This window comes from Priestia sp. FSL W8-0524 (genome assembly GCF_038005965.1).
GTDB classification, from domain to species: domain Bacteria; phylum Bacillota; class Bacilli; order Bacillales; family Bacillaceae_H; genus Priestia; species Priestia zanthoxyli.
Genome location: NZ_JBBOUG010000001.1, coordinates 1,602,878 through 1,616,063, shown reverse-complemented (window position 1 = coordinate 1,616,063; position 13,186 = coordinate 1,602,878). Strand labels below are relative to the sequence as shown.

12 protein-coding genes are annotated in these 13,186 nt (G+C 35.3%); 4 read left to right on the top strand and 8 right to left on the bottom strand.

Features of this window, described 5'->3' with window-relative positions:
- Positions 1-360 precede the first annotated feature (360 nt).
- Positions 361-555 (top strand): twin-arginine translocase TatA/TatE family subunit, encoded by a 195-nt coding sequence (locus NST66_RS08055; protein WP_033578725.1) that lies wholly within the window; start codon positions 361-363, stop codon positions 553-555.
- 110 nt (positions 556-665) lie between these two features.
- Complete coding sequence (locus NST66_RS08050; RefSeq protein WP_025751972.1) at positions 666-1,757, top strand: AI-2E family transporter; 1,092 nt, start codon at positions 666-668, stop codon at positions 1,755-1,757.
- Between the two features lie 61 nt (positions 1,758-1,818).
- Here the strand turns inward: NST66_RS08050 and NST66_RS08045 are convergent, their stop codons facing one another.
- Complete coding sequence (locus tag NST66_RS08045; RefSeq protein ID WP_028413699.1) at positions 1,819-2,169, bottom strand: VOC family protein; 351 nt, start codon at positions 2,167-2,169, stop codon at positions 1,819-1,821.
- Between the two features lie 376 nt (positions 2,170-2,545).
- On the opposite strand from NST66_RS08045, the gene NST66_RS08040 reads away from it, so the two are divergent.
- Together NST66_RS08040 and NST66_RS08035 are read left to right on the top strand one after the other, a co-directional pair.
- A complete protein-coding gene (locus NST66_RS08040) occupies positions 2,546-3,976 on the top strand; it encodes a hypothetical protein (RefSeq protein WP_028413700.1) in 1,431 nt (476 codons plus the stop codon).
- A 900-nt stretch (positions 3,977-4,876) separates the two neighbouring features.
- Positions 4,877-6,016 carry a hypothetical protein gene (locus NST66_RS08035; RefSeq protein ID WP_047751148.1) on the top strand — a complete coding sequence of 380 codons (1,140 nt, stop codon included), beginning with the start codon at positions 4,877-4,879 and terminating at the stop codon, positions 6,014-6,016.
- 631 nt (positions 6,017-6,647) lie between these two features.
- Here the strand turns inward: NST66_RS08035 and NST66_RS08030 are convergent.
- From NST66_RS08030 to NST66_RS08000, 7 genes are all read right to left on the bottom strand, one after another.
- A complete protein-coding gene (locus NST66_RS08030; RefSeq protein WP_323874009.1) occupies positions 6,648-6,776 on the bottom strand; it encodes a DUF3231 family protein in 129 nt (42 codons plus the stop codon).
- A gap of 87 nt (positions 6,777-6,863) precedes the next feature.
- The gene (locus NST66_RS08025) at positions 6,864-8,024 is read right to left on the bottom strand and encodes a Ger(x)C family spore germination protein (protein ID WP_223546525.1); all 1,161 of its coding nucleotides are present in this window, start codon (positions 8,022-8,024) and stop codon (positions 6,864-6,866) included.
- Positions 8,024-9,547 carry a spore germination protein gene (locus NST66_RS08020; RefSeq protein WP_311265306.1) on the bottom strand — a complete coding sequence of 508 codons (1,524 nt, stop codon included), beginning with the start codon at positions 9,545-9,547 and terminating at the stop codon, positions 8,024-8,026. The genes NST66_RS08025 and NST66_RS08020 overlap by 1 nt, the downstream gene beginning before the upstream one ends.
- Positions 9,534-10,631 carry a GerAB/ArcD/ProY family transporter gene (locus NST66_RS08015; protein ID WP_047751154.1) on the bottom strand — a complete coding sequence of 366 codons (1,098 nt, stop codon included), beginning with the start codon at positions 10,629-10,631 and terminating at the stop codon, positions 9,534-9,536. Before NST66_RS08015 ends, NST66_RS08020 begins: the two co-directional genes overlap by 14 nt.
- 194 nt (positions 10,632-10,825) lie before the next feature.
- Positions 10,826-11,398: an HTH-type transcriptional regulator Hpr gene (locus NST66_RS08010; RefSeq protein WP_033578720.1), complete on the bottom strand. Its 573-nt coding sequence runs from the start codon at positions 11,396-11,398 to the stop codon at positions 10,826-10,828.
- A gap of 232 nt (positions 11,399-11,630) precedes the next feature.
- The gene (locus tag NST66_RS08005; protein ID WP_063247235.1) at positions 11,631-12,845 is read right to left on the bottom strand and encodes a cystathionine gamma-synthase family protein; all 1,215 of its coding nucleotides are present in this window, start codon (positions 12,843-12,845) and stop codon (positions 11,631-11,633) included.
- A 145-nt stretch (positions 12,846-12,990) separates the two neighbouring features.
- Positions 12,991-13,173, bottom strand: a complete 183-nt coding sequence (locus tag NST66_RS08000) for a hypothetical protein (RefSeq protein WP_176544759.1) — start codon at positions 13,171-13,173, stop codon at positions 12,991-12,993.
- Between the last annotated feature and the right edge of the window lie 13 nt (positions 13,174-13,186).

Here is a 13,186-nt window from a genome sequence, read left to right as displayed (position 1 = left end):
AATTTTACAACAATTTATCTTTATATTTTTTCGTTTTTTTTCTTTTCTTGTTTTCATATACTGATTCTTCATTTTAAAAAACAGGATTTATGACATGTTTCCATAAGAATTAAAGCAAGTTTTTTCACATAGGGCTTATACAAGAGTAATAAGGCGAACGGCTGTCTTTAATGCTATAATAAATTTCATATGCAAAATATCACTACTAGCATTTAAATTATACATAGCCGCTCCACCTTGTTTTCGTATCATTTAAAATAAAGGAATTTTAAAGAGAAAAGTGAATAGTATAAACATGCACTTTATTTACTATCTCTTTTTAATTTTCATATATTCATTGCTTTTAAAGGAGAGGATATCATGCCAGGAGCCACAAGCATGGTCGTAATCGGGATTACTGCCTTAATTGTATTTGGACCAAGTAAATTGCCGGACATAGGACGAGCATTTGGACATTCCCTGCGAGAATTTAAAAATGCAGCAGAAGGAATTATACAGGATGACGACAAAAAAACTCCAGAGGATACTACTGAAGATAAAGAGGAAAAAGCCTAATTTTTATTTAAATGAAAGTTATACAGACTAAAAAAGCCCACTTTTAACGTGCAGTGGGTTTCTTTTTTGATGTATGATAGTAAAAAATAGTAAAGAAAGAGGGTAACTTTTTGTTTAAATCGAAACTGCATTTTTGGACATTAGAACTATTAATGATTGCTTTACTGATTTACATTTGTAAACATATTTCGTTTGTTTTTCTACCAATCGGTGTGTTTATCTCCACTTTGTTTTTCCCTATTCTTGTAGCTGGTTTTCTTTTCTTTTTATTCGAACCAATTGTGTCATTTCTCACAAGAAAAAAAGTGCCAAAAACACTGGCCATTTTACTATTATACGTTGTTTTTATCGGCGTAATTGCTTCTATTGTGGGCGGTGTGGGACCTACCTTATCTAAACAATTAACTGATTTGGCTAAGAATATTCCGTCTTACATTGTAGAAACGAGAGAGTACATAAATGATTTATCTAACTCAAGATGGTTTAACTGGCTCGTTGAACAAAAATATGTGTCGCTCGATCATATTGAAGAGTCACTTTTAAACTACGCGTCTACTTTACCTACGAATCTCACAAACAGTATTTCATCTGTTTTAAGCGTCGTAACAAATATTACACTTACGGTTGTAACCGTTCCTTTCATTCTTTTTTATATGCTCAAAGACAGCCATAAACTTCGTAAAAATACGCTGCGTATGGTTCCTGCTTCTTATCGAAAAGAAACGTTGCGTACAATGAAAGAAACAACAAATACGCTAGCTACTTATATTCAAGGCCAAATGCTCGTTTGTTTGTTTGTCGGTATTAGTACATTCATTGGTTACCTCATCATTGGGTTGCCTTATGCATTAATACTCGCACTAATAGGAGCCCTTACTAATATTATCCCGTACGTCGGCCCTTTTATTGGCGTAGCACCCGCTTTAATCGTAGGCTTATTATACTCTCCTACAAAAGCGATATTAGTAATTATCGTCGTCGTAATCGTTCAACAGCTCGATGGGAACATTATTTCTCCGCTGGTAATTGGAAAGAAATTAAACACTCATCCTTTAACGATTATTATTTTATTGCTTGTTGCGGGTAATATTGCAGGAATACTCGGAATGATCTTAGCGATTCCGGCTTATGCTGTAACAAAAACAATTGTGATAAATATTGTAAGAATGATTCAATTCAGAAACAAATCTATCAAGTTATAAAATGCAAAGGCAATACAATAAAAGGACCTTCTCTTGAAGGTCCTTTTATTATTCCATAGGTTCAGCATTCACACACCATAAGATGATTTCCATCTGGATCTTTAAATATAAACCAGTGATCGTGTTCAATTCCTGTCGTTAGCTCTACTTTTTTCTGTTTCATATACTCATAAGCTTCTTTGATATCGTTTGTATTCAAATGAAAAGCCGGTGTTTTAAAAAGCGTATTTTTTGAATAAGTTTTGCTATCTAATACAATTCCTGTTCCATTCATAGGTATCACATATAAATGATCATATAAAATGTCTCCATCTGCCGGCAAACCTAGCACGTCACAATACCAGTCTCGTGCTTTTTGTATATCTTCTACAGGAATAAAAATCGTGCCTACTTCATTTAATATAGGGTTCATTCATGACCTCCAGGGTATGTTTAGTAGTTTTAGAAAGTATTCTCTTTTAACCGCTGATATCCTTTTATTTTAAATTGCTTGCTATTCATCCAGTAAACTCCGCAGCAGAATTAGCAGTCTTGCGAACAGAGTTATCCTTCTTACATAAGCTACACAGCAAATGTATATACTTCATGACCAAATTTGGATTGCGAAAAAAGAAAATAAGAAAATCTCCCCCTTCGCCCCCTTTGCACGTGTATAATGAAAAATAGACTATAGATAGTAGCCGCCTTTTGTTTGTGGCATCGAACTTTCGTGCATTACAATAGATTTAAAGCTACTATCCAACTAAGAATTAAAATGACTAACTTAAGATTAAGGAGGTTAGATGTGTATGGATTATTCATCTTTACTCATACGCGAAGTCATTGATAGAGTATCTAAATTACGCCTCTTATCTGTTTATAACGAAAGTATAAAAGGTGATTTAGAGAGCACCATCCTCCCTCTTTATCAGCAGCACTTTGAAAATAAAGATGTAAACGAAGCGTTGAGAATTTTAAAAAAAGACTTTCTCAATCGTACGAAACGCAGGTGGTTAGATGCTGCTATACGCGACTATGAGCAAAAAAAGCCCAAGAAGAATAAAGAGCTGATTGGGGAATACAGAGCGCTAACAGCTTATTATAAAACAAACGGAAAAGAACTCTTTTGCAAACAGTTTGAAAACATACCGTCTCCGGAAGAAGTCATTAATAAACGAATTGATATCCTACGTGAATGGAGTCAAGAAGATAGCTTCTTCTTAACTGATTATCCTTATATTCATCAAAAAACCAAAACGCAGCGAGAAAAAGCAATTCATACGGATATATCTATTATTATTGGGCTGACTATACTGGACCCTAGCTTCCAAAACGGAAACCATAGTATTATTGAAAGCCCTTTTTCAACTGTAGAGAACCCTTTTTTCTCTAACTCAAGAGCAAAGCTTCTCGTCGAGCAACCCCTATTAGAGAAAGAAGGAAAAGAATATTTCTTAAGTACTTATAACTCTGAAGACGGGACAGATTACGAATTGTTAATAGAAAAAGAATACGCTGAAGAAAATGGAAATAAAATTAGTGATTTAGATCGGTTTGATTATAAAGTGTTTTTAGAGATCATGAGCCAACGCGACGAGTTGTTCGCTACACAAAAAATCATTAATGTAAAGATTGGTGACCTTGTGAAAGCACTTTATAAAACAGACAGTAAGCGCAACTATCAGATGATAGAAGAAAGAATTACAAAAATGAAGCACTACAGCATGTCAAAAGTACAGCATAATAAGACAATTGCCTATGGTATTTTTGACTTTGTGGATATTACTACGATGCCAAACGGAACGCGAATTGCTGAAATTCACGTCAATGAAGTGATATATAGAGACTATATTCAACGCCAAACGGTGCGTATTTACAAAAATAAAGTAGAAAAATTAAGTTTAGACGCCGCTTACCATTTGCTATTCGTTATGCAAAAAGAGCGTCTCATTTGCTATGAAACAAAATCTTCATACAATGTCACAAGAGATTATTTATATTTTTCGACAAGAGTCCGCTTTCGAAAAAGACGCAAAAAAGAAAACCTTGTCGAAATTGAAACAGCCTTAGATGAGCTAGTCGAACAAAAACTAGCTGTCCAATCTTATAAAAGAGTGGGCCAAGTGTTTCAGATCACCTTTATTCCTGTGGGAGAAAGTGAAGTAAAAGACTTATTAGCCGGTGATTACGAATATGCTCCCCTTTCTATCTATCAAAACGTAACAAGTTCTATAGGCTAAAAAAAGAATGCTCTTATGATCTTTATAAGAGCATTCTTTTTATCTGCCTACCATTAGTTACTGCATTTTTTGCTCCACATTTCCGTGCAAAAGTGTTTTTTTGCTCCAATTCTCCATATAAACATACTATTTCCCCTGCTGATATAGTTATTAAACTTCACCTTCCCTATCATTTTGTGAACTTTTTGTGTCTAAAAGAAGTGTTATAACTAATTTTTGCTCCAGGTTCCCGTGCAAAAGTGTCGTTTTTCTTTCTATACTGTATTTACTATAAGTTTGGCTCCAATCTTCCGTGCAAATATGCCACTTTTACATAATTTTTCTTGAGACAGCGACTTTCCCCCTTCGTTTTCTGCATTTTTTGCTCCAAATCTCCGTGCAAAAGTGTTTTTTGCTCTAGATTTCCGTGCAAACATGCCACTTTTTTAAAAAAGCGCGATTTTTTCTGCAAATGTTCATTTATTCTTTGTAAAAATGTGAACTTTCTGTGTCTAAAAAAGGGCATTTTTTTGTTTTATGTCCCTATTTTCCGTGCAAATGTGTCACTTTGTTGCCCAAATCTTTATTTTTATCATTTTTGCTCCTATTCTCCGTGCAAATATGTCATTTTTACATCAAAATTTTTTTTGAATTTGTCACATTACGTGTATTTCATCCGTCATAATACGACATTTGTCTTAAGAATGCTGTTTTATCAACGTTTATGAAATGTAACGCTATTTTTGCTCCACATCTCCGTGCAAATATGTCACCTTGTAAATAGATGTCTCGTCCCTTGGTATCACTAGTCTTTTAAAAAAATGCACCATTTTTCCGTGCAAATATGTCATTTTACAGCCTATATGACTGTGTCTATACTGTAAAAGATGACGTATATAGTTTTGGAAAGGAGGTAACTACATGAGTATACAAAAGCTGGCACTAAAACGGCACACTCTGATAGCAAACAAGCTGCTGATTGTCATGAGTGGTTTAAATAGAGAGACGAAACGAGACAACAGCTATTACTATGAAAAACATTCATTTGGTCTAGCAAAAAACTTTGTAAACATAAAGTGGACGGGTTCTCTGATGAAGCAAATTTTAGCTTACGTAGCCAAATGTAACAGCCAAGGTCATATTTCAATTATTTCTGAGCAAGAACTGGCTAATACAATCCAATGTTCCGTTCGGACCGTTCAAAATAATAATAAGCTTTTAGAAGACTATGACATCATTCGCTGGGATCGTTTATGGGGAGACTATATTCAAGTTTCTTTAAACAACTATTTAGAGGATTTTTTAGATTTACATATAAAAGAAGCTGCTGATGCTCAAAACATATCATATACTCCGGAAATGCTTGATAAAGATCACAATACATATACTTCAAAAGGTGGTTACACTTCTGTTTCAATGGAAGTGATTTATCAATTGCTGGCTATCAAAAATATTAACATGCTGCGCCTGGCTTTACGTGCTTTGTATGTATACGAATCTGATGTAAACGTAAAGAAAGATTCAGAAGCCCTTTTATCTTACACCGAGGTAAAACATATTCTTCCGAAATACATTGGCTATAAAGCTGCTATTAAAGAAATGGCTAGTAAATTAAGTAAAATTTTCCGTATCGATGTACTAGAAAAAGATGATTGTGTCAAAACATTATTAGAAGAAAAGCAGCCAAGAAAATCGATTATTGAAAAAATCAAGGATGGTTTTATTTTAAGTTTCAATTTAACTGGTGCTCATGATAGTAAAAAACAAAAAGAAATCGAAAAAATCCGTGGAGAGCATGCATTTGCTCAGTTTAAGAATTTCTTTAAATCTTTTGGCCATTATTCTATTAAAAAAGAAGATATTCATTCCATTGTGCATGAGTTCGGTTTAGATATAATCGAAAAATCATTAACGTCCGTTCAGCGTTACCTACAACAAACTTACATAGAAGAAAGTATGGATGCATTTCGCCCTCTTGTGCATGAAATGGAGTCAAACTTCTTTACGTATATCCGCAAAATTGCCAACGGGTATTATCAGGCAAAAATTAACGCTCTATAATACTCTTTTTTGTTATGCCTTTTTTTCCTCATCTCTACTCTATTTCCCTCCTACTCTTCTTTTCTCTTTAACTTACTAAAACATATTTGTCTCTCAGCTATAATAAATCTCTTTAAATGATAATGATTTTCGTTTTCATGAAAAAAATCAACTAAATGAACAAAAAATACAATAAATAAACGTTATTTTCCGATCGACTGCGTAGAAAATATAGCTGTTATAAAAAAATCCTATATTTTTTCGTGAAAATTCTTGTAGTAATCTGCAGTTTTTTTGATTGCTTCATTCCCTATAACCTCAGTCAGCAGAAGGCGTTTGTCCATATAAGTTTTAGCAATGTTTATAATTTCTTTAATTTCTTTTTAATCTCTTATAAATGTATAGTAATTTCTATAAAATAATGAGCAGCAAATAAATAACATTTTTTATACATAGAGACATTAAGCTCATATACAAATTGTAATCATAAATTGCTTTAGTTTAATGATCATCAAATATAAAAACAGGATTTACAGCTTTTTTCTCTTCAAATAAAAAACACACAAAATTTGGAGATTTGTTTTGTGTGTTTTTTACTCATTCAAGCTATATAGGTTAAGAGCTTTTACATATTTTAAGGCAAGTCATTTAATTAGTTGGAGTTTAAATGATTTCTATCTACGGCTGCCGGTGGTGTTTCCATCCAGCCGTTTTCCATCATAATATCCGCTGCATCTTTTACAAACCTCGAGATATTTGTCATTGATTTTCCATATTCGATTTGTTTTTAGGTCGGTCTTTTCTATTTTATCTATTCTTACACTTTTGATTTAACATTATTAGGTGAGAAATGCAGGTTTTCAGTATTTCAATCTATAGTCGGACCTATTCGCTGTTTGTTTCCGTGCTTAACCTGTACGTTGACCTTCACGTTTATTGAGTCTTTTGTTAGAGGAATGGCCCCGTTGCTTTGAACAGCTTTCCATTTACGCAGTTCTTTTTTGTAAAGAACATGAGAAAGCCTGTAAACATCGCTGTTTATACTTAAGCCTTGCGCGTATGTTTCAATAATTTGTTTCTTAATTTTCTGTTCAGCTTCTTTTTTTATAGTTGATAGTTTTTCGTGCTGCGGCATAACTAAAATCGTTGCTTTTGCCCGAACTTTTATATTAAAGGTTAGATTACTACCTTTTAGAACAGGTTCGATCTTTACTTTTTTCTTGTCTACCACAAGATCAATATCGGAATGATCAGGTAGCCTTACCCGTAAACCAGCTCGTACAAATTCATCAGTTATCCATCTAAGCCCTTTGATTTTATTTTCAGAAAAAACTCCTTTTAATTCAGATGATGTAATAGCCACTGCTCCGTTTACTTGAATAGCTGTTTCACTTTTTTGATCCGTTGTTAAATGTTCTTTAGTCTGAACTAGAGGGATGTTTACTTCGTGACTTGGTTCATTAAGATGGATAATGAGCTCTCTTAAATCAACTGGTGGAATAAAGGAGTTTTGCTTGAAAATCACTTTAGGATCGCTCAAGCGAGAAAGAGCATTCGATACTTCGAACATCGGCGTAGCTAACAGCGTTTTTTTCAAAGGGCTTTTCGTAGCATACATCCAAATGTTATATCTCGTTTCCCGATAACGATCTAAAAAGTCCACCGCAGATTTGACAGCACCATGCTTTAACGCATCGTCCGTTAGAACAAGGAAAGCTAAGTGCCCAAAAAAGATTCTGCGCTGAGAAATTTGATAATATCTAAAAATAGCTTCATCAATGGTTTTTCCTGTTGCGTAGCCAACTTCTACTTTGACTTGACCCGCGCCAGCACCGCTTGCCTCAGATTTTGCCAATAAACTTAAATTGATTGTCTGCAGGTAAAGAACGTAACGATTATCTTTAAAATCTACCCCCATTCCCTGTGCGTATACCATTTGTTCCGGTTCATTCGTATCCCAGCACCCCGAAAGAAACAATAAAAAAGAGCTCATAGCAAGTATAAGTAAGTTCCTTATGGTCCTTTTCACTAACTTCCTCCTTCTTCGCGGGTGGAATCGCTGGGGTTAAGCATACTAGCTCTCGTTGCTTTTTTACTTTCGGGCAGGCGGAAGAGAGATTTTAAAATATTTTTCGCATCTAATCGGGTTGCTAATTCGAAATATGGCACACCAAACGTTCGAATGTTTGTAATATAGATCATGACTAAAAAGATGGAAATAAAAAAGCCAAAAAAACCTAAAATGCTAACACAGATAATACTAAAAAAGCGGATCAGTGAAATTGTTCCTATAAGGGACTGATTTGCTAGCGTAAAGGTAGCAATCGTAGAGCCTGCAATGACAACCAGCATGGCAGGACTTGTTAAACCGGCTCTAATGGCTGCATCACCGATAATAAGCCCTCCGATTACACTGAGTGTCTGCCCGACAGAAGTCGGGAGTCTAAACCCTGCCTCTCGAAACAATTCAAATAAAAGGAGCATTAATATTGCTTCAAGAGAGGTAGGAAACGGGACACCTCTTCTTGCTTCAACAATCGTAGCTAATAAGCTGAGAGGAAGCTGATTTTGATGAAAAGCCGTCATTGCAACCCAAAAACCGGGCAAAAAAGCAGCGATAGAAAGCCCGAAGATTCGAAGAATACGCTCAAAAGAGCTGTATAAATATGTATTTTCTTTATCCTCAGATCCTTTTAATAAGTAAAAAAGGTTAATAGGTGTAACATACGCATATGAAGTGCCATCAATTAATATAATGAACCGGCCATTTAACAGAGATTGAACCGCAAAATCAGGTCTCCCTGTATAAGCGTGGCGAGGAAAAAAGCTATACGGATTTTTATTAATGAGCTCTTCTAGCTGTGTTCCGCTGAAAATACCGTCGATATCGATATTCCCTAACTTCTCCATAATTTCGTCAAGTATCTTCTTATCAGCTACGTCTTCCATGTATAAAATGCTTACTTTTGTTTTTGTTCGTTTTCCAATTTCTAAAGATTTTGTTAACAAGGAAACCGATTTAAGACGCTTACGAATTAAAGCAATATTCACAGGTAAGTCTTCAATAAAATTATCTCTAGGGCCCAATATGGTTACTTCATTTTTCGTTTCTTCTGGACTTCTTTGAGGACGGTCAGAAATATCGATAGACACAACAGCATTCGGTAATCCAAAATCAATGAATAATTTCCCAGAAAAAATTTCCGAAACTGCCTGTTCTTCATTTTGAACGATAGAAACTGAGGGAAGGTTTAATAATTTTATGATCTGGTCTCCTTCTACTTCCCCCTCTAACTTAGCGCAGCATTCCTCTAATCTTTTAGGGATCATTCCATATAGCATTTCCGTACTCACTAAACCGGTACAATAAATCATAAGCACTCGTTTGTTATAAAAATAAACGGTCTCGAAGTTAATATCGCCGCATTTTCCAAATAAATCTCTTAACGTACGCTCATTGATGATCTGAGAACGAGAAGAACTTCCTTTTAAAAGACTTTCGCTCTCTTGTTTTTTAGAGCTGTAGTCTTTTTGCTTCTTAAAAAATTCCACTTTTACCCCTCCTTGTTTTATGAGAAATTAGAAAGACTATGACTACTAAGAAAAGAGAAAAAGCAACAAACAGCCAGAAAGTAGCCGGTATGATTGTAAAAAATAAAAGATTTGAAAAAGTAAAGTCTGTTATAGGAGCCAGCGTGCATACAGTGATAACCACTAAAATGAGTAAAAGAAACCTTTTGTGGCCTTTTTGAAATGGAACTAATTCTTTCATAATAAAAAGAAAGGTCGAAATACGGATGAAGGTACCCGACAGCCACTGATAAATAGATAAAAAGTCGATATGCTCTATAAACTTTCCAAGCGATGCAATTCCCCATTCTTCATAGGGAGGGAAACGTTGCTTAGAGGCTTCTACAGGACCAAATTCAGTAATTGCCCCAATAAGAGGCCCAATTGTAAGGCCCGTTAAGAGAATTCCTGCCACCGCTAAATGCTTATAGCGTATAGGCTGTGGTACTTTGTGCTGCAAGAAAAGCAGCAGCAGCAGCTCTACCATCCCTGATCCTTGAAATACAATACTTTTAATAACCGGAAAATAGCCATTTTCTAAAACAGGCTGCAATAAAGAATAATCTTTAAATTGAAAGTTTGTAAAAGAAACAAAAAAACCTAATAGTACAATAAAAAATAAAAGAAACACGTTTACAATACTAATCGTTCTCATGCTCGTAGCGGCAAGTAAGCAACAGGTAAAACCAAATAATAAAACGAGTATAATTAAAGGTGTTCGCTGAAGAAAAATAATATTGATCCACGTAATCGTCTCTCGTAAGGTGGCAATTTCCATAATGGTCAAATAAGCGATTATAAGAAAAATAACAACGTTGGTAAATGACTTATTCATATGTTTTTTCATCCATTGAAAAAGATGTTCGCCGTTTGTTTTTTTATTTACATATACGAGTAAAGGAACCCATATGAGTGTTAAAAGACAAGTAAGAAGAACAGTGATCCAAGCATCGCGCCCTGCCGTTTTAATTAATGGAGATATAAGCATCACATGAGTTTTTAAGCCAATAAACGTCATCGAAAGAAGGATCAGCTGAAAAACAGAAATTGAGTCTGACTTATTCATGGTAACCACTCCTTCTCTCCGGTAAATTTACTACTGGTAGCTTATCCTAAATTTCTCATAATATAATGGAGAATCATTATTCACAAAATAAAAAAGAGCTGTTTTATACGTGAAGTTTCTCACGGATAAAACAGCTCGGTCTGTTATTCACTTATTTTCACGAAGCCCTATTCTCTGCCCATTATTCAGCGCGTTCAATTACTAGTTAGCTGGACTTCTTTCTTATCTTCATTTTCTTCTATTCCCGCTTCTTCTATATTCACAAAAGGTTGATCAGCAACGGTCACTAGGTCGCCGCCGCAAACGTGACGAACAACGGTTACGAGCTCTGGAAAATCGGGAAATTTTCCGTATAACGTTTTTAAAGGAAGTGCGCCTTTGCACACCTTACTGTTATGTGGTTCATACCCTTTGAGCGTGTCAAGCAATAATTGTTCTCCCTTTTCAGTCAGTTTGATGTAGGTATTTCTTTTATCATTTTCCCTTTTGGATAAATGAAGGCATCCTTGATTTTCTAATTTTTTCGAAAAATTAAATGCTGTAGAGATATGCATAGCTCCTAAGTTAGCTAACTCTGACATAGAGATTTCTCCCGTGCTGCTAGCCAAACATAAAATATGATGCTCATTTACATTCAGACCATAAGGTTTCACCCATTGCTCCCAATCATCTTCTGCAGCTCGCCAGATGGCTTTACTTACCTGCATTAATTTAAATCCAAACAATGATGCATCTTTTATTGTGTATTCATTTTCTTGTTTCGACATACTATCATTCCTTATTTGTAGGCTATTGTAAGTTAGTTTATTTTTAAAGCGTGTAAAAACATTTTTATTTCATCTAATTTATCAGTATACCTACAAAATCAGACGAAAAAATACACGTGCAGTTTAATTTCTCAGCTTTATTCCACAATATCTCTGCAATTTTGAAGAAACGTCTACCAACTAAAAAGAGTTGCTTACCTTATTTTTATTTAAAAAAGTAATACATGTCTTTTTAATTACTAATAGGTGATGCAGATTCTAAGTGAGCAAATGCTTGTTCTAAGTCTGCAATTAAATCTTCCGTATCTTCAATTCCTACAGATATGCGAACCAGTCCTTCGGATATTCCAAGAGCTTTACGTTCTTCAAGCGTACATTCTACGTGACTAGTCGTTCTTGCCGGACCGTAAATCGTTTCAACCGCTCCTAAATTACCGGCTTTATTTGCATACGTTAACTTTGGCAGCAAAATTTTAATAGCTTCCATTTCTCCTTTTAACACAAAGCTTAATATTCCGCCAAAGCCTTTCATTTGTTTTTTGGCAATATGATGATGAGGGTGTGTTTCCAATCCAGGATAATAGACGGCTTCAACAGCTTCTTTCTTTTGAAGAAATTTAGCAATTTCCAAAGCGCTTCGTTCTTGTTGACGTATACGCAGCTTTAACGTCTTCATTCCTCTTAAAATAAGATACGCTGACATAGGGTCCATGGTCGCGCCATTGATCTCACGGTAGTGATACACATGCTGCATTAATTCTTTAGAGCCGCATACTACCCCGCCTAAAGCATCGGCGTGTCCGCTTAAAAATTTTGTGGCGCTGTGAATGACAAGATCTACTCCTAATTGAAGAGGGTTTTGGTTAATTGGTGTCGCAAACGTATTATCAATAATGACCACTGCCCCTACCGATTTTCCTGCTTTCGCTATTCTTTCAATATCAATAATTTTCATCGTAGGATTTGTAGGTGACTCTAAATACAGCACTTTACATCCTTTATTTACTTCCGCTTCAATTTCTTCATGATTTCCCGTATTACATAAGGTTACATCCACTCCAATGTTAGGAAGGAACTCAGTGAAGATTTTATTTGTTCCTCCATATGTATCTTTTACCGATACGACTCGGTCTCCGGGTTTTAAAAAAGTGTACAATGTGCTGCTAATAGCCGCCATGCCGGAGGAAAATGCGACCGACTCTTCTGCTTCTTCAAGTATCCTTACTTTTTCTTCAAAAGCTTTAACCGTAGGATTACTCATGCGATTATACGTATAGCCTGGTTTGTTTCCTAACGCAACTTCTTGCCATTCGTCTACATCATCATAATTGTAAGCTACGCTGAAGACGACGGGAACTTGAGTGGCATTGTAAGCAAGCGATTCTTTTTCTCCTGCCCATACCGCTTTTGTGCCGTCTTGTACATTTCTAAACTGTTTGTCTGTCATTCACTCATCACCTCTGGTTTTGTTAATTAGATATTGATTAAATTATATATTGTATACAATATACTGTATATAGTACAGAATAATCTGATAATAAAATATACGTACATTCTTCATTAAATTTAAAAAAGATCGAGATATAACGAAATCAATTCAATCTAACGACGAACAAATAGGATACATGAGCTGAACGCTCGTGACAGGTCAGTTGGTTCCGTGCAAGACTTCGCTTTCCGCAGTCGGCCGCTGAGCCTTCTCGTCGCATACGCTCCTGTGGAGTCTCACCTGTTCCGCTTTTCCCGCAGGAGTTTTCGTCTTGCCCTCCAATCAACTGCTAGAAGGGT